At 72.7% G+C, this 16,614-nt stretch carries 13 protein-coding genes; 5 read left to right on the top strand and 8 right to left on the bottom strand.

Features of this window, described 5'->3' with window-relative positions; genetic code table 11:
* Positions 1-432: 432 nt before the first annotated feature.
* The gene (locus tag AB0L59_RS16015) at positions 433-1,119 is read right to left on the bottom strand and encodes a TetR/AcrR family transcriptional regulator (protein ID WP_365583354.1); all 687 of its coding nucleotides are present in this window, start codon (positions 1,117-1,119) and stop codon (positions 433-435) included.
* A 126-nt stretch (positions 1,120-1,245) separates the two neighbouring features.
* Here AB0L59_RS16015 and AB0L59_RS16010 point away from each other — a divergent pair, with 126 nt between their 5' ends.
* Positions 1,246-1,704, top strand: a complete 459-nt coding sequence (locus AB0L59_RS16010) for a nitroreductase family deazaflavin-dependent oxidoreductase (protein ID WP_365583351.1) — start codon at positions 1,246-1,248, stop codon at positions 1,702-1,704.
* Between the two features lie 34 nt (positions 1,705-1,738).
* Here AB0L59_RS16010 and AB0L59_RS16005 read toward each other — a convergent pair whose 3' ends face one another.
* On the bottom strand, positions 1,739-2,980 hold the full coding sequence (locus tag AB0L59_RS16005) for a geranylgeranyl reductase family protein (RefSeq protein WP_365583349.1): 1,242 nt from the start codon (positions 2,978-2,980) through the stop codon (positions 1,739-1,741).
* A gap of 140 nt (positions 2,981-3,120) precedes the next feature.
* On the opposite strand from AB0L59_RS16005, the gene AB0L59_RS16000 reads away from it, so the two are divergent.
* A complete protein-coding gene (locus AB0L59_RS16000) occupies positions 3,121-4,476 on the top strand; it encodes a dipeptidase (RefSeq protein ID WP_365583348.1) in 1,356 nt (451 codons plus the stop codon).
* A gap of 61 nt (positions 4,477-4,537) precedes the next feature.
* The gene (locus AB0L59_RS15995; protein ID WP_365583346.1) at positions 4,538-5,242 is read left to right on the top strand and encodes an MBL fold metallo-hydrolase; all 705 of its coding nucleotides are present in this window, start codon (positions 4,538-4,540) and stop codon (positions 5,240-5,242) included.
* A 184-nt stretch (positions 5,243-5,426) separates the two neighbouring features.
* Here AB0L59_RS15995 and AB0L59_RS15990 read toward each other — a convergent pair whose 3' ends face one another.
* Positions 5,427-6,470 (bottom strand): NUDIX domain-containing protein, encoded by a 1,044-nt coding sequence (locus AB0L59_RS15990; protein WP_365583343.1) that lies wholly within the window; start codon positions 6,468-6,470, stop codon positions 5,427-5,429.
* A 164-nt stretch (positions 6,471-6,634) separates the two neighbouring features.
* The gene (locus AB0L59_RS15985; protein ID WP_365583341.1) at positions 6,635-6,829 is read right to left on the bottom strand and encodes a hypothetical protein; all 195 of its coding nucleotides are present in this window, start codon (positions 6,827-6,829) and stop codon (positions 6,635-6,637) included.
* Between the two features lie 868 nt (positions 6,830-7,697).
* Here AB0L59_RS15985 and AB0L59_RS15980 point away from each other — a divergent pair.
* Positions 7,698-9,731: an NPCBM/NEW2 domain-containing protein gene (locus AB0L59_RS15980; protein WP_365583340.1), complete on the top strand. Its 2,034-nt coding sequence runs from the start codon at positions 7,698-7,700 to the stop codon at positions 9,729-9,731.
* 252 nt (positions 9,732-9,983) lie between these two features.
* On the opposite strand, the gene AB0L59_RS15975 is transcribed toward AB0L59_RS15980, so the two are convergent.
* Complete coding sequence (locus AB0L59_RS15975; protein WP_365583339.1) at positions 9,984-10,934, bottom strand: ROK family protein; 951 nt, start codon at positions 10,932-10,934, stop codon at positions 9,984-9,986.
* 259 nt (positions 10,935-11,193) lie between these two features.
* Between AB0L59_RS15975 and AB0L59_RS15970 the strand changes: the two genes are divergently transcribed.
* Positions 11,194-12,243, top strand: a complete 1,050-nt coding sequence (locus AB0L59_RS15970; protein ID WP_365583337.1) for a LacI family DNA-binding transcriptional regulator — start codon at positions 11,194-11,196, stop codon at positions 12,241-12,243.
* Positions 12,244-13,151: 908 nt separating this feature from the next.
* On the opposite strand, the gene AB0L59_RS15965 is transcribed toward AB0L59_RS15970, so the two are convergent.
* The 3 genes from AB0L59_RS15965 to AB0L59_RS15955 all read right to left on the bottom strand — a co-directional run bounded on the left by AB0L59_RS15965 (position 13,152) and on the right by AB0L59_RS15955 (position 16,436).
* Positions 13,152-14,450 (bottom strand): aldolase, encoded by a 1,299-nt coding sequence (locus tag AB0L59_RS15965; RefSeq protein WP_365583335.1) that lies wholly within the window; start codon positions 14,448-14,450, stop codon positions 13,152-13,154.
* A 183-nt stretch (positions 14,451-14,633) separates the two neighbouring features.
* Positions 14,634-15,596 (bottom strand): electron transfer flavoprotein subunit alpha/FixB family protein, encoded by a 963-nt coding sequence (locus AB0L59_RS15960; RefSeq protein WP_365583333.1) that lies wholly within the window; start codon positions 15,594-15,596, stop codon positions 14,634-14,636.
* Between the two features lie 54 nt (positions 15,597-15,650).
* The gene (locus AB0L59_RS15955; protein WP_365583331.1) at positions 15,651-16,436 is read right to left on the bottom strand and encodes an electron transfer flavoprotein subunit beta/FixA family protein; all 786 of its coding nucleotides are present in this window, start codon (positions 16,434-16,436) and stop codon (positions 15,651-15,653) included.
* Between the last annotated feature and the right edge of the window lie 178 nt (positions 16,437-16,614).

The following is a 16,614-nucleotide window of genomic DNA, read 5'->3' as shown; positions in this document are numbered from 1 at the left end:
AGACGGTGAACAGGCGACACCGGCAAAGCTCCCACGCCCAGCACGGGACCGGCACGACCCAGCACAGGGGCGGTACCACCCGGCCCCGGGCGGTGCGACACCGGGCACGGAGGCGACACGACGCCGGGGAAGGCCCGACACCCCGCACCCGGAGGCGACACCACCCACCACCGGGCCGAGCGACGCCCAGACGGTGAACAGGCGACACCGGCAAAGCTCCCACGCCCAGCACGGGACCGGCACGACCCAGCACAGGGGCGGTACCACCCGGCCCCGGGCGGTGCGGCACCCGGCACGGAGGCGACACGACGCCGGGAAGGTCCGACACCCGGAACGGCGGCGATACGCCGCCCGCCCCCAGGGATGGCACCCCGCACACCGCCCACCCGGCATCACCCGACCGACCCGCGCCTACGCGACCCCGACCCGCGACTACCGCAGCCCCACCCCCTGCGCCAGCCCCGACACCGCGTGCCGGAAGAAGGCCTCCCGCTTCTCCACCACGTTGTTGAACTGACCGAACAGCTCGAAACCCACCAGCCCGAACAGCTGCGCCCAGGCCGCGACCAGCGCCGCGGCCACCTCGGGCGGCAGCTCGGGAGCCAGGTCGGCCGCCATGCGCTCGGCCTCGGGGCGGAGCTCGGCGGGCAGCGGCAGGTCGGCGAGGCCGGGACCCTCGTGGGCGTCGCGGACGATGCCGATGAGGACCAGGCCGACGCGGGCCGCGGCCCGGACGGTGGTCTGGGGGGCGGCATAGCCCGGCACGGGCGAGCCGTAGATCAGCGCGTACTCGTGCGGGTGGGCGAGCGCCCAGCCCCGCACCGCCTCGCACACCGCCGTCCAGCGGGCCACCGGAGCGGCACCGGCCACGGCGTCCCGCGCCTGCTCGGCCGCCTCGCCGAGGGAGTCGTAGGCATCGATGATCAGGGCGGTGAGCAGCTCGTCGCGGCTGGGGAAGTAGCGGTACAAGGCCGAGGAGACCATGCCCAGTTCGCGGGCGACGGCCCGCAGCGAGAGCTTGGCCGCGCCTTCCTCCGCCAGCTGCCTGCGGGCCGCTTCCTTGATGGCGGCGGTGACTTCGGTCCTGGCCCGTGCGCGGGCGCCCTGCGGGGTGCTCATGTCAGCAGTGTGCCACGGAGGAGAGCGGTGCACACAAAAGAGAGCACTGCTCTTGCTTTCTCATGGCGGGATACCCCACACTGGAGCCAACCGAGAGCACCGCTCTCCAAAACCGTGGGGGTCACCATGTCGTCGTCTTCTTCGCCGTACTACCTCAAGGGCAGCCCGATGAACGTCCGCATGAACAGCGTCATCGGCTGGCTCGCCCGGCACGGCGTCAGCTTCGCGGGCACCGCCGAGATGTCCGTCCGGGGCCGCAAGAGCGGCCAGATGCAGCGCATTCCGGTGAACCCGCACACCTACGACGGCGGGCAGTACCTGGTCTCGGCGCGCGGCCACTCGCAGTGGGTGCGGAACATGCGGGCCGCCGGCGGCGGCGAGCTGCGCGTCGGGCGCAAGACGCGCACCTTCACCGCCGTGGAGCTTCCCGACGCCGAGAAGCTCCCCGTCCTGCGGACCTATCTGGAGAAGTGGGGCTGGGAGGTCAACCAGTACTTCGCCGGGGTGACCGCCAAGTCCTCCGACGAGGAGATCATCGCCTGCGCCGGCGACCACCCGGTCTTCCGGATCGCCGTCACGAGCTGAACCGCGAGGACCTCGACCGCGACGAACCGAGCCGTCACGAACCGGCGGGTTCCTCCGCCGGGACGGCCTGCCCCCGGTCCAGCGCGGTCAGGGCGCGCTGGGCGAACGGGTGGGAGCGGACGAGCTCGCCCAGCGAGGTCGAACCCTGGGTGATGTCCCGGAACGCCCTCCACGCCGGACGGAAGCCGGTGAGGGCCGCGTGGAAGAGGCCGGGACGCTTCTCGAACGCCGCCAGCATGCGCTTGCCGACGCTCATCTCGACCCCGAGCCCCGCCTTGATCGCGAACGCGTAGTTCAGTGCCTGGCGCCGGGCGTCGACCGCGTCGTGCGCCTCGGCGACGCGCACCGCCCACTCCCCCGCCAGCCGGCCCGAACGCAGCGCGAAGGAGATGCCCTCGCGGGTCCACGGCTCGAGCAGCCCGGCCGCGTCACCGCAGACCAGCACCCGGCCCCGGGACAGGGGCGAGTCGTCGGCGCGGCAGCGGGTCAGGTGGCCGGAGGAGATGGCCGGCTCGAAGCCGGACAGGCCGAGGCGGGCGACGAAGTCCTCCAAGTACCGCTTCGTGGCGGCGCCTTCACCACGCGCGGAGATCACTCCCACCGTCAGGGTGTCGCCCTTCGGGAACACCCAGCCGTAACTGCCCGGCATCGGGCCCCAGTCGATGAGGACCCGCCCCTTCCAGTCCTCGGCGACCGAGTCCGGGACCGGGATCTCCGCCTCCAGGCCGAGGTCCACCTGGTCCAGCTTCACCCCGACGTGCGCTCCTATGCGGCTGGCGCTGCCGTCGGCGCCGACGACCGCGCGGGCCAGCACCGTCTCGCCGCCCTGGAGGACGACCGCGACCGTGCGCCGGTCCGGGACCGCCGAGCCGTGCTGCTCGACCCGCTGCACCGAGACGCCCGTACGCAGCTCCGCGCCCGCCTTCTGGGCGTGCTCGACGAGCTGCTGGTCGAACTCCGGCCGGTTGATGAGCCCGAACAGCATCTGCTTGGAGCGGCGGGTGCGGGTGAAGCGGCCGTTGTTCGAGAAGGTGACCGCGTGCACCCGGTCACGGAAGGGAAGCTCGAAGCCCGGGGGCAGCGCGTCGCGCGAGGGGCCGATGATGCCGCCGCCGCAGGTCTTGTAGCGGGGCAACTCGGCCTTCTCCAGCAACAGCACACGCCGTCCCGCGACCGCCGCCGCGTAGGCGGCCGAGGCCCCCGCGGGTCCCGCGCCCACCACGACGACGTCCCACACCCGCTGCACGTCGTCCGCCGAAGAGTTCTCGCCGCTCACGATGGTCTACTGCTCCGATCAAGCCGCTGCCGTAGTGTCCCTCGCATCCTACGGCGGTCGTCGTCGCAGGCCACTGTGGGAGTATCGGGGCACATACCCTGTTCAAGCTGTTCAACGTCGCACCCACGAGGAGCGTGCCCATGTCGTCGAATCCGGTCGCCGAGACCGTCGCCTCGTTGCTGCCCCGGGCCAAGGCGGAGCTGGCCGAGCTCGTGGCCTTCAAGTCGGTGGCGGACTTCGCGCAGTTCCCGAAGAGCGAGAGCGAGGCCGCCGCGAGCTGGATAGCCGACGCGCTGCGCGCCGAGGGCTTCGTCGACGTGGCCCTGCTCGACACCCCGGACGGCACGCAGTCCGTCTACGGCTACCTGCCGGGCCCGGAGGGCGCGAAAACGGTTCTTCTCTACGCGCACTACGACGTGCAGCCACCGCTGGACGAGGCCGGCTGGACCAGCCCGCCGTTCGAGCTGACCGAGCGCGACGGCCGCTGGTACGGCCGCGGGGCCGCCGACTGCAAGGGCGGCGTGATCATGCACCTGCTCGCGCTGCGCGCGCTGAAGGCGAACGGCGGCGTCCCGGTGAACGTCAAGGTCATCGCCGAGGGCTCCGAGGAGCAGGGCACGGGCGGCCTGGAGCGGTACGCCGACGAACACCCCGAGCTGCTGGAGGCCGACACCATCGTCATCGGCGACGCGGGCAACTTCCGCGTCGGCCTGCCGACGGTGACCACCACGCTGCGCGGCATGACCCTGGTCCGCGTGGGGATCGACACCCTCGCGGGCAACCTGCACTCCGGCCAGTTCGGCGGCGCCGCCCCGGACGCGCTCGCCGCCCTGATCCGCGTGCTGGACTCGCTGCGCGCCGAGGACGGCTCGACGACGGTCGACGGCCTGGACGCCACGGGGACCTGGGACGGCCTGGAGTACACCGAGGAGCAGTTCCGCACGGACGCCAAGGTGCTCGACGGGGTCGGGCTCATCGGCGACGGCTCGGTCGCCGACCGCCTCTGGGCCCGTCCGGCCGTCACCGTCCTCGGCATCGACTGCCCGCCGGTCGTCGGCGCCACCCCGTCCGTGCACTCCGGCGCCCGCGCGCTGATCAGCCTGCGAGTGCCGCCGGGCGTGGACGCCGCGGAGGCCACCAAGCTGCTCCAGGCGCACATCGAGGCTCACACCCCGTGGGGTGCCCGGGTCACCACCGAGCAGATCGGCCAGGGCCAGGCCTTCCGCGCCGACGCCACGAGCCCGGCCTACCAGGCGATGGCCGACGCGATGGCGGTCGCCTACCCGGGTGAGGCCATGCAGTACGCCGGCGAGGGCGGCTCCATCCCGCTGTGCAACACCCTCGCCGGGCTGTACCCGCGGGCGGAGATCCTGCTCATCGGCCTGAGCGAGCCGGAGGCGCAGATCCACGCGGTCAACGAGAGCGTCCACCCGCAGGAGCTGGAGCGGCTGTCGGTCGCCGAGGCGCTGTTCCTGCGCAACTACGCGGCGGGCTGAACCCTTCTGCCGCCGGCAGAGCGCCCTCGCCCACGGCGGGGGCGCCGCCTACGGTCGGCGCATGGACGTCATCGAACTGCTCCCCCGGCTCCACCTCCTGCGTTTCACCGTCGGCCAGGCGTATCTCTGGCATGACGACGACGCGTTGACGCTGATCGACGCCGGCCCGATCGGTGCCGGCCCCGCGATCGCCGACGCGGTCACGGCACTCGGACGTGCGCCCGGGGACGTGCGGCGGATCGTGCTGACCCACTTCCACGAGGATCACGTGGGCGGAGCGGGCGAGTTCGCGGCGCTGAGCGGCGCGCAGGTGCTGGCCCACCCTCTCGACGCGCCGTTCGTACGCGGTGAGCTGCAGGGTCCGCCACCGCGTCTCGAGGAGTGGGAGCTGCCGATCCACGCCGCGGCGGCCGCACTCCTCCCCGTCGGCACGCCGGTACCGCCCGCCGCGGTCACCGGCGTGTCCGACGGCGGCATGCTCGACTTCGGCGGAGGCGCCCGGGTGATCCACGTGCCGGGGCACACCGACGGCAGCATCGCGCTGTTCCTGCCCGGGCAGGGCGTGCTGTTCACCGGGGACACGGTGGCGGCCTCGCCGGTCGACGGATCGGTGATCCCCGGGGTGCTCAACCTCGACCGCCCGCAACTCCTCGCCTCACTTGTGCGGTTGGCGGACCTGGACGCGGACGTGGCGTGCTTCGGACACGGGGACGCGGTCGTGGGCGGCGCCGCCACCGCCCTGCGCGAGGCGGCGGGCGTGGCCTGAGCACGGGAGGTGACTCCCGGCGGCCGCCTCGTCGCGCACCGGCTGCGTCGGCCCGTCCACGGCCCGGGTAGGTACCTGCGGACGATCCGCACGGATCCAGGTGGCGGCCCGCCCGTCTTCGTCCAGCGAGTACCGCCGGCCCGGTCCCGTTCGGCCTCCACCGCGGCTCGTGCCGTGGCTGCGGTCAGCCGACCGGTACGCCCGCCTCCAGATAGAGCGCCGAGCCGCGTTCGCGGGCGCGCAAGGCCCAGCGCAGCCGCTCGTAGCGGACCGGGGGCAGCATGTCGGCAGCCTCCTCCTCGGTGGCGAAGCGCCAGGCTCGCAGCTCCGGACCGGGCAGCAGCACCCGGGACGCCTCGCCGGACTCCAGCCGGCCGCCGTCGAAGAGCAGCCGCAGTCCGCCGAAGCCGGGCGGCACCGGCCGTTCCCAGTCCACCACGAGCAGCCGGGGCACTTCGCGCAGTCGTATCCCGGTCTCCTCGGCGACCTCGCGCATCCCGGCGCGGGCCGGCGCCTCGCCACGCTCCACCACTCCGCCGGGGAACTCCCAGCCGGGCTTGTAGGTGGGGTCCACGAGCAGCACCCGGTCGTCCTCGTCGAAGAGCAGCACCCCGGCGGCGAGCGTCTCGGCGGTCGGCTCGGGGGTCTGCACGATGTCGCACGCCGGTACGGCACCGCTGCCGACGGCGTCGGCGATGCGGACGGCCGTGGCGTACGGGGTGAGGGAGCTGGTATCCACGAGGTGGGCGTCGGCGGTGAGCCAGGAGGCGAGGGCGGCACGGTAGGGCTCGATGTGGTCGTAGGCCCACTGCCGCAGCCGTATCTCGCCGTCGGGCAGGTCCGGCGGGACCTCCCGCCCGGCTATCCGCTCACGCAGGATCGTTTCAGCCGGGGCGAGCAGCAGATGGTGCACGGGGATCCGGCGGGCGGCGAGGCCACCGAAGATCTCGTCGCGGTACTCCTGGCGGAGCAGGGTCATCGGCACCACGAGAGTCCCGCCCAGTTCGGCGAGCATCGCGGCCGCCGTGTCGACCACGAGGCGGCGCCAGATCGGCAGGTCCTGGAAGTCGCCGACCTCGGCGAGGCGCTTGGCCGGCAGGAGGCGGGTGAGCATCCCGCCGACGATCTCGGGGTCGAAGAGCGCGCTGTTCGGGATCAGGTCGATCAGTTCCCGTGCGGTGGTGGTCTTCCCCGCACCGAACGCGCCGTTGATCCAGACGACGGTCACGGACTCCCCCTCTTGTGTTGGCCCCCTGAGGCTTGCCCGCTCCACCCTGCCACGGAAACCCCGCCCCGGTGAGGGCGCCGGAACGGGGGTGCCGGTGCCCCTGGGACAGGGACACCGGCACGCGAGCAACGGGCGAACGGCACACCCACCGTCTGCCGCGGAACCTACTTCTGGGCCTTTGGGGCGTCGTCGTCGACGGCGAAGCCGCCCTGGCCCACCAACTGGGCCACCGAGTCGAGGGTGCTGAGGACGGGGAAGTCGGCGAGGGAATCGTCGTCCGCCGCGTGGGAGGGGGTGATGGCGGCCACGATGAATCCGGTGGCCAGAGTGGCGATGGCGAGCATGCTGCGCTTCTTCATGCGCTGATCAACTACGGACCGGGCCAGGGGTCACGCGGATACCCGCGAGCGGACGAGTCGGGCTACCGTCCTGGTGGGAGAGCGCATGGAGAAGTCCGACGGTCGCAAGCACGTGGAAGCGCAGGGCGACGCGGGAGCCGTGCGCGACGTCAACGCCACCATGTCCGGTCTGGTGGGCACGCTTTCCGCCGAGGCCACCACGGGGTGTGGCCGCGGGTGCCCCGGGCCCTCGTCTCCCGGCACCCTGAGCGTGTCGCATGCCTGCCGCGCCGCGAGCACGCCCGCGACCGCCACGAGCGCCTCGCCCGGCAGCCGGGGCCGCCCGCCGGCCGGGCCCGGGTGCGACGGCTCGACCACTGCACCGGGCAGTGGCCCGACGCATACGTCTCCTGGGCGCTGGACGACACCCTCACCACGCTGCGTACCCAGGCTTTCCGCTCGCCTCGGTGGAGGCCGTGGACCTCGGCCGGCGCTGGACCGTCGCCGTGGAGGGCCCCTAGGTCGCCGGGGCCGGGCACCAGGTGGTCGGCCGGCTCAGCGGACGGACTCCGGCCTACACGCTGAGGACGACCCGGGCCGCCCCCCTGCCGCTCCCGCCCGCGTGGCCCCAGCCGCCGCTGCCCGGCTGGGACCGGGTCGACGACGACACACAGGCCCGTACAAGCCAACACATCCGAACACCATGTGAACTCCCAGGGTGAAAGGGCCGAACTGTCAAGGCCTTTGACGCAGTATCGAACAATAGAGGCTCCCCCTTCCAACAGAGTCCGACAGGTCCTACCGTAAACGCGCACAGCTGACCCACACGTGGCACCCAGGCAAACGCCTTCTCGTCAGCCACCTTTCGCGAGTCGGAGGAACGTCAACGATGCGTCACCCTCACACCCGCACGACCCGCACGGCACCACGAAGACTGCTCGGAGCACTCACCGCAGGCCTGCTGTGCGCGGCGGGCCTCGCCACCCCCGCCCTGGCCGTCCCCGGCCAGAACCCCGCCGCCGCGCCCGCCCTCGCCGACGGACTCGCCCTCACCCCGCCGATGGGCTTCAACAACTGGAACTCCACGCACTGCCGCGCCGACTTCGACGAGAACATGGTCAAGGGCATCGCCGACCTCTTCGTGCGGAAGGGCCTGAAGGACGCCGGCTATCAGTACGTCAACCTGGACGACTGCTGGGCGCTGCCGCAGCGCGACGCCGACGGCAAGCTGGTGCCCGACCCGGCCCGCTTCCCCGACGGCATCAAGGCCGTCGCCGACTACGTCCACTCGAAGGGGCTCAAACTCGGCATCTACACCAGCGCCGGCACCAAGACCTGCAACAGCGCGGGCTTTCCGGGCGCGCTCGGCCACGAGTACAGCGACGCGCGGCAGTTCGCCGACTGGGGGGTGGACTACCTGAAGTACGACAACTGCAACAACCAGGGTGTCGACGCCGAACAGCGCTACACGACCATGCGCGACGCGCTCAAGGCGACGGGGCGGCCCATCGTCTACAGCATCTGCGAATGGGGGGAGAACAAGCCCTGGGAATGGGCCTCCGACGTCGGCCACCTGTGGCGCACCACCGGGGACATCAGCGACAACTGGGGTTCGATGCTGTCGATCCTGAAGCAGAACCTCCCGCTCGCGCCGTACGCCGGACCCGGCCACTGGAACGACCCCGACATGCTGGAGGTCGGCAACGGCGGCATGACGGACACGGAGTACCGCTCGCACTTCTCCCTCTGGTCGGTCATGGCGGCGCCGCTGCTCATCGGCACCGACCTGCGCACGGCCTCCCAGGCGACCTTCGACGTCCTGGCCAACAAGGAGGTCATCGCCGTCGACCAGGACCCGCTGGGCAAGCAGGGCACCGTCGTCTCCTCCTCGGGCGGACGCTGGGTGATCGCCAAGGAGATGAAGGACGGCAGCCGGGCGGTGGCCCTCTTCAACGAGTCCGGCACCGCGCAGCGGATCGCCACCGGCGCGGCCGCCGTCGGCCTGCCCGACGCGCCCGGCTACACCCTGCGGGACCTGTGGCGGCACAGCAGCTACAACACGGCCGGCACGATCGCGGCCACCGTCCCCGCCCACGGCACGGTCCTGCTGCGCGTCTCGGCCGACCCCCACTGGGCCGCGTACCCGCCCGCCGCCGAACTGGGCCTGGACGGCAGCCCGTTGCTGGAGGCCGGTACCCCGGCCACGCTGACCGGCACCGTCACCGACCTCGGCCGCACCCCCGCACGCCGGGTGTCCGTGTCCCTGACCGGCCCCGACGGGTGGACCGTACGGCCCGCCTCGCCGACCACGGCTGATGCCCTCGCCACCGGCAGGACCCTGCGCACCGACTGGAGCGTCAGCGCGCCGGCCGGAACACCGACCGGCTCCTACGGCCTCACGCTCCAGACGCGCTACCGCTCACCGGCCGGGCAACGCGTCACCAGCACCGTCCCGCTGACCGCCTCCGTGGTGGTACGACCGCCGACCGGGACGTCGTACGTCAGTGACCTCACCTGGCTGTCGGCGACCAGCGGCTGGGGGCCGGTGGAGCGCGACACCAGCAACGGGGAGAGCGCCGCGGGCGACGGCCACCCGATCACCATCGGAGGCGCGGTGTACGCCAAGGGCCTCGGCGTGCACGCACCGAGCGACGTGGCCTTCTACACCGGCAGGGCCTGCGCGAGGGTCACGGCGGACGTCGGCGTCGACGACGAGAAGGGCACGAAGGGCACCGTCGCCTTCGAGATCTGGGCGGACGGCAGAAAGGTCGCCTCGACCGGCACCCTGACCAACACGATGCCCGCCCAGCCCCTCACCGCCGACGTCACCGGCGCCCAAGTGATCGACCTCGTCGTCACCGACGCGGGAGACGGCAACGACTCCGACCACGCGGACTGGGCGGACGCGCGCCTCAGTTGCTGAATCGGCTGCCCGGGACCCGGTGGCGAGGGCACGAACCGCGCAAGCCCCGTCACCGGCCCGGCGGCCGTCCCGCACACGCGCCTGAGCCGCGACCCCACGAGCACGGCCCAGCCGCCGTCACAGAACCCGTGCCGCGAACCGGTCGTGCTCCGCTTCGGACCCACGGCCGGGCCAGGGCCCCGGGCGCGCGAAGGGCCCCGACACACACCTCGCACCCGCCCCCGGGACCTGCGCTCGCCCCCCGTCAAGGGGTCAGACCCCCGCCGTCGCGTCCGGTTTGCGGGCCAGCGCGGCTGCTGCGGCGCCGACCAGGCCGGCGTCGGTGCCCATCTGGGCGGGCACGACCGTCAGGCGCTGGACGAAGGACAGGGTCGCGTAGTCGGTGAGTGCCTTGCACAGGGGCCGGAAGAGGACATCGCCCGCCTTGCCGACGCCCCCGCCGATCACCGCGATGTCGATCTCCACCAGGGTCGCGGTGGCCGCGATGCCGGCGGCCAGAGCCTGTGCCGCGCGCTCGAAGGAGGCCACGGCCACCGGGTCGCCCGCGCGCGCGGCCTCGGCCACCGCGGCGGCCGAGGTGTCGCCGTCGGGGCCGGGACGCCAGCCCTGTGCCAGGGCGCGACGGGCGATGTTCGGCCCGCTGGCGATCCGCTCCACGCAGCCGCGCGAGCCGCACGGGCACGGATCGCCGTCGAGGTCGACGCTGATGTGACCGATGTGCCCGGCGTTGCCGGTCGGGCCGGGGTGCAGCTGCCCGTTCAGGACCAGGCCGCCGCCCACACCGGTCGACACCACCATGCACAGCGCGTTGTCATGGCCGCGGGCGGCGCCCTGCCAGTGCTCGGCCGCGGTGATCGCGACGCCGTCGCCGATCAGCTCGACCGGGAGGCCGCCGGTGGCCGAGCGCACCCGCTCGACCAGCGGGAAGTCACGCCAGCCCGGCACGTTCACCGGACTGACGGTGCCCGCCGAGGCGTCCACCGGGCCGGCGCTGCCGATACCGAGGGCGACCGCACGGTCCCACAGCGGCGAACCGGCGAGGTCGCCGAGCACCTGCTCGACGGCCCCCATGACCGTTTCCCCGTCGTGCTGGGCAGGCGTGCCACGCTGGGCCCGCGCCAGGATCCGTCCGTCGCCGTCCACGAGCGCGCCGGCGATCTTGGTGCCGCCGATGTCCAGGGCCGCGACGAGGTCGGTGTGCATCAGAGTCAGATCTCCCCGTTGAAGCGTGCAAACCAAAGTGGCAGCCGGTCGAGCGGTGAGCGCGCAGGCCGACAGACAGCGGTGGACAGTCTCTCGCGCATCTGACAACGTTGTCCAGGCTCTATGCTCGACGCCACATCCTCATACAAACCACGGATCGGCGCACTACCCGGGGCACACCGTCTCGCGCGCACCGCCGCACCACCCCGGACGCATCGGTTCCGTGGCCGAGACGGACGACAGGACAGGACGCCGCATCGTGCCCGAGACCACCCGCCGCGCAGACAGCCTCCCCGGCAGCCGTTACGGCAACCGCCCCACCATGAAGGACGTGGCGGCGCGGGCCGGGGTCGGGCTGAAGACGGTCTCCCGGGTGGTCAACGGCGAGCCCGGCGTCACCCCGGACACCGAACGCCGGGTGCAGGAGGCGATCGAGGCCCTCGGCTTCCGCCGCAACGACAGCGCCCGGGTGCTGCGCAAGGGCCGTACGGCCAGCATCGGCCTCGTCCTGGAGGATCTCGCCGACCCCTTCTACGGCCCGCTCAGCCGCGCCGTGGAGGAGGTCGCCCGGGCTCATGGCGCCCTGCTGATCAACGGGTCCAGCGCCGAGGACCCGGAGCGCGAGCAGGAGCTGGCGCTGGCGTTGTGCGCACGGCGGGTGGACGGGCTGGTGGTCATCCCGGCCGGAGACGACCACCGGTACCTCGAACCGGAGATCAGGGCGGGCGTGGCCACCGTGTTCGTGGACCGTCCGGCCGGGCGGATCGACGCCGACGTGGTCCTGTCCGACAACTACGGCGGTGCCCGGGACGGCGTCGCCCATCTCATCGCGCACGGCCACCGCCGGATCGGCTTCATCGGCGACATGCCCCGCATCCACACCGCCGCCGAGCGCCTGCGCGGCTACCGGGCGGCGATGGAGGACGCGGGGATACCGGTCGAGGACGCCTGGATGTCCCTCGGGCAGACGGATCCGGAGCGGGTGCGCCGCGCGGCGGAGGAGATGCTCACCGGGCCCGAGCCGGTCACCGCGATCTTCACGGGCAACAACCGGGTGACGGTCACCGTGATCCGGGTCCTGGCCGAGCACGCCCGCCGGGTCGCCCTCGTCGGCTTCGACGACATCGAGCTGGCCGATCTGCTCCAGCCGGGCGTCACGGTGGTCGCCCAGGACGCGGCCGCCCTCGGCCGGACCGCCGCCGAGCGCCTCTTCCGCCGGTTGGACGGCGGGCTCGTCGCGCCGGAGCGCATCGAGCTGTCCACCCGGTTGATCACGCGCGGCTCGGGCGAGCTGCCGCCGGCCGACTGATCCGCCGGCAACCGGCCGCGCCCCGGGGGAGCCGGGACTGGCCGCGCTCCCCGCGACCATCCGCTCACCTGTCCCGGCGCCCGGCCCGCCGACCCCGGGCTGCTCGCCGGCGACCGGATGCTCCCCGCTGGAGCGCCTGGTGTGCGACGAGGGGGCGCCCGTGCTCGCCGTCGGCGCCAACTCCTGGCGCGGCCAACTGCGGTACAAAATGGTCGGGTTCGGGAACGACTCCCCGGCGCCCACGATGCGGTCGCCGGTGCCCGGGACCGACGTCGGCGTCTCGGCGCACGTCAGCCGCCCGGCCATGTCTCCGCATCCCCGTCAAGTTCCCGCTGTGCGTACGGGAGTTGTTCGTCGGCCGGCTGGAACGTGATCGACGCCGGCGCACCCCTTCCGGCGGTCCTGGACACCCGCTCCGGATGTACGGATCGAGCCGCGGGACGGCTCGGCGCTCACCGGCGCGTACGCCTGCGTCGACCGGCGGGCCGCGCTCCGCAACGGCACCGGTGCGCCGCGCCGCCCTCCCGGCGACCCGCGTGCCCTGCTCACCGAAATCCTCGCGGAATCCCGTCCGCTGCATGGGCAGCCGGAGCTCGGGCAGTTCGGGCCCGGCGGCGTCGGTGTAGGGGTGCGGTCCCCTGAGGGCGACCTCGCGGCCGAGGGCCTCGTCCACGGCGCGCCGGACCACGCCCATGCCGCGCGTCCGAGCCGTGCGGTGACGCGGTGGCAGCCGGCCGGTCGTCGTCCGTTCGCCCGTACTCCTTCGGCCCCTGCTCCCCGAAGACACCGCCGCCCCGTTCGCGTGTCGTCCCCTGTCGCGTCCACCGGTCGATGGGGGGCGTCCGACGTACGGGGCTGCGGCGACGGTCCGTATCCCGGCCGGGGGCCCTGTGGCCGGTCCGGTACCTCTACTTCGCGGAGGCGGTCAGGCCACCGCGCCGGGGCGCCGCGAAGCCCTCCAGGTCGGCGCGGGTCAGGCCGGTGAGGCGGGCGACCTCGGCGATGTCGAGCGCGCCGCAGTCCAGGCCGCGCAGCAGATAGCCGCTGAGGGCCTTGGCGGTGGCGGGCTCGTCCATGACGTCGCCACCGGCCCGGTGGGCGTACCGGGCGAGACGGCCGGCGGCCTGCTCGAAACCCTCGCGGTAGAAGGCGAAGACGGCGGCGTAGCGGGTCGGGATGTGGCCGGGGTGCATGTCCCAGCCCTGGTAGTAGGCGCGGGCCAGGGCGCGCCGGGTGAGGCCGTAGTGCAGCCGCCAGGCGTCGTGGACCTTCTCCGCCGGGCCGACGGGCAGGACGTTCGTGGAGCCGTCGCAGACGCGTACGCCGGTGCCCGCGGCGGCGACCTGCATGACCGCCTTGGCGTGGTCGGCGGCCGGGTGGTCGCCGGCCTGGTAGGCGGCGGAGACGCCGAGGCAGGCGCTGTAGTCGAAGGTGCCGTAGTGCAGTCCGGTCGCGCGGCCCTCGGCGGCCTGGATCATCCGGGCCACGGTGGCGGTGCCGTCGGTGGCGAGGATGGACTGGCTGGTCTCGATCTGGATCTCGAAGCCGAGCCGGCCGGCGTCCAGGCCGTGCACCTTCTCGAAGGCCTCCAGCAGCCGAGCGAACGCGGTGACCTGCTCGGGGTACGTCACCTTCGGCAGGGTCAGCACCAGGCCCTCCGGCAGGCCGCCCGCCTCGATCAGGCCGGTGAGGAAGACGTCGAGGGTGCGGATGCCCCGGTCGCGTACCGCGGCCTCCATGCACTTCATGCGGATGCCCATGTACGGCGCCGCCGTGCCGTCCCGGTACGCCTGCGCGATCAGGCGGGCGGCGCGGGCCGCCGTCGCGTCCTCCTCGGCGTCCGGGCGGGGGCCGTAGCCGTCCTCGAAGTCGACGCGCAGGTCTTCGATCGGCTCGCGTTCCAGCTTGGCGCGGACCCGGGAGTAGACCGGCTCGGCGAGTTCGTCGGACAGACCGAGGACGGCCGCGAAGGAGGCGGCGTCCGGGGCGTGTTCGTCGAGAGCGGCGAGGGCCCGGTCGCCCCAGGAACGGATGGTGTCGGCGGCGAAGGCGTCACCGGGGACATAGACGGTGTGGACGGGCTGCCGGGTGCCGGGGTCCCCGGGGTAGCGGCGCTCCAGCTCCGCGTCGACCCGTGCCAGGGAGGCGCTGATCTCCTCGCTGACGGCGCCCGCGAGGCTCGTCGCCACCTTCTCCTGCTGACCCATCCCACACCCTCCAATTTTCCGCTCTACGGAATCAACAATCCGTAGAATGAAGTTATCCGGCATGGTTCCCGCTGGTCAACACCCGCTCGCACCCTGGCCGGCACCCGGGGTGCCGTCTCCAGGATGCACCGAGGCCCCTGCGACCGCGCCGGTCACAGGGGCCTCGTGAGGCAGGGAAGGGACTCAGCCCTTGCGGGCCTTGATCTCCTCGGTCAGCTGCGGGACGACGTCGAAGAGGTCGCCGACGACGCCGTAGTCGACCAGCTCGAAGATCGGGGCCTCGGCGTCCTTGTTGACGGCCACGATCGTCTTGGAGGTCTGCATACCGGCACGGTGCTGGATCGCACCCGAGATGCCGTTGGCGATGTACAGCTGCGGCGAGACCGACTTGCCGGTCTGGCCGACCTGGTTGGTGTGCGGGTACCAGCCCGCGTCCACCGCGGCACGCGAGGCACCGACGGCCGCACCGAGGGAGTCGGCGAGGGCCTCGATGATCGAGAAGTTCTCCGCGCCGTTGACGCCACGGCCACCGGAGACCACGATCGCGGCCTCGGTCAGCTCCGGACGGCCCGTCGACTCACGCGGCGTACGGCCGGTGACCTTCGTGCCGGTCGCCTTCTCGGAGAAGGTGACGGGCAGTGCCTCGACCGCGCCGGCGGCCGGGGCGGCCTCCACGGCGGCCGAGTTCGGCTTGACCGTGATGACCGGGGTGCCCTTGGTGACACGGGACTTGGTGGTGAAGGACGCGGCGAACACCGACTGGGTGGCCACCGGGCCCTCGTCGCCGGCCTCCAGGTCGACGGCGTCGGTGATGATGCCGGAGCCGATGCGCAGCGCCAGGCGGGCGGCGATCTCCTTGCCCTCGGCGGAGGAGGGAACGAGAACGGCGGCCGGGGAGACGGCCTCGTAGGCGGCCTGCAGGGCGTCCACCTTCGGCACGACCAGGTACTCGGCGTACTCGGAGGCGTCGTGGGTGAGGACCTTCACCGCGCCGTGCTCGGCGAGGGTGGCGGCGGTGTCGGCGGCGCCGTTGCCGAGGGCGACGGCGACGGGCTCGCCGATGCGGCGGGCCAGGGTCAGCAGCTCCAGGGTGGGCTTGCGGACGGCACCGTCCACGTGGTCGACGTAGACGAGGACTTCAGCCATGGGATTGCTCTCCTGCGAAAAGAAAGTTGAGGGGCGGTCAGCGACTGCGGAGCCTTAGATGAACTTCTGGCCCGCGAGGAACTCAGCGAGCTGCTTGCCGCCCTCGCCCTCGTCCTTGACGATGGTGCCGGCCGTGCGGGCCGGGCGCTGGTTCGCGGCCTCGACCTTGGTGAACGCGCCCTCCAGACCGACCTCTTCGGCCTCGATCTCGAGGTCGGACAGGTCCCAGGACTCCACCGGCTTCTTCTTGGCGGCCATGATGCCCTTGAAGGACGGGTAGCGCGCCTCGCCCGACTGGTCGGTCACGGATACGATCGCCGGGAGCGAGGCCTCGAGCTGCTCGGAGGCGGCGTCGCCGTCACGACGGCCCTTGACCACGCCGTCCTCGACGGAGACCTCGGACAGCAGGGTGACCTGCGGGACGCCCAGGCGCTCGGCGACCAGCGCCGGCACGACACCCATGGTGCCGTCGGTGGAGGCCATGCCGGAGACGACCAGGTCGAAGCCGGCCTTCTCGATCGCCTTGGCCAGCACCAGGGAGGTGCCGATGGCGTCGGTGCCGTGCAGGTCGTCGTCCTCGACGTGGATGGCCTTGTCGGCCCCCATGGACAGCGCCTTGCGCAGCGCGTCCTTGGCGTCCTCCGGGCCGATCGTCAGGACGGTGACCTCGGCGTCGTCCGCGTCCTCCGCGATCTGGAGGGCCTGCTCGACCGCGTACTCGTCCAGCTCGGAGAGCAGACCGTCCACGTCGTCGCGGTCGACGGTCAGGTCATCGGCGAAGTGCCGGTCGCCAGTGGCGTCGGGCACGTACTTCACAGTGACAACGATCCTCAAGCTCACGCCGGCTCTCCTACTGCATCGTCATTTCCGGGCTGCCTCTTGCAGGCAGCATAGGCGCCTCAAGCGGCCGATCCCGGTCGGGGCGTCCGCGCGCTCCGACCGAAATATTACTCGCCAGTACACCCATTCCCTGCCCGCTAAGCAAGCGCTTTGAACTGTGACCTTCGCAACGCAGCGT

Source organism: Streptomyces sp. NPDC052109, from assembly GCF_040680195.1.
In the GTDB taxonomy this organism is placed as follows: Bacteria; Actinomycetota; Actinomycetes; order Streptomycetales; family Streptomycetaceae; genus Streptomyces.
This window is presented reverse-complemented; position numbering and strand designations above follow the sequence as displayed.

What these genes read in the sequence shown, in the direction of transcription:
- AB0L59_RS15995 (WP_365583346.1), top strand. Translation starts at nt 4,538, where the DNA reads ATGGACGTCATCGAACTGCTCCCCCGGCTCCACCTCCTGCGTTTCACC.
- AB0L59_RS15965 (WP_365583335.1), bottom strand. Translation starts at nt 14,450, where the DNA reads ATGGGTCAGCAGGAGAAGGTGGCGACGAGCCTCGCGGGCGCCGTCAGC.
- AB0L59_RS16015 (WP_365583354.1), bottom strand. Translation starts at nt 1,119, where the DNA reads ATGAGCACCCCGCAGGGCGCCCGCGCACGGGCCAGGACCGAAGTCACC.
- AB0L59_RS16000 (WP_365583348.1), top strand. Translation starts at nt 3,121, where the DNA reads ATGTCGTCGAATCCGGTCGCCGAGACCGTCGCCTCGTTGCTGCCCCGG.
- AB0L59_RS15980 (WP_365583340.1), top strand. Translation starts at nt 7,698, where the DNA reads ATGCGTCACCCTCACACCCGCACGACCCGCACGGCACCACGAAGACTG.
- AB0L59_RS16010 (WP_365583351.1), top strand. Translation starts at nt 1,246, where the DNA reads ATGTCGTCGTCTTCTTCGCCGTACTACCTCAAGGGCAGCCCGATGAAC.
- AB0L59_RS15985 (WP_365583341.1), bottom strand. Translation starts at nt 6,829, where the DNA reads ATGAAGAAGCGCAGCATGCTCGCCATCGCCACTCTGGCCACCGGATTC.
- AB0L59_RS15975 (WP_365583339.1), bottom strand. Translation starts at nt 10,934, where the DNA reads ATGCACACCGACCTCGTCGCGGCCCTGGACATCGGCGGCACCAAGATC.
- AB0L59_RS15960 (WP_365583333.1), bottom strand. Translation starts at nt 15,596, where the DNA reads ATGGCTGAAGTCCTCGTCTACGTCGACCACGTGGACGGTGCCGTCCGC.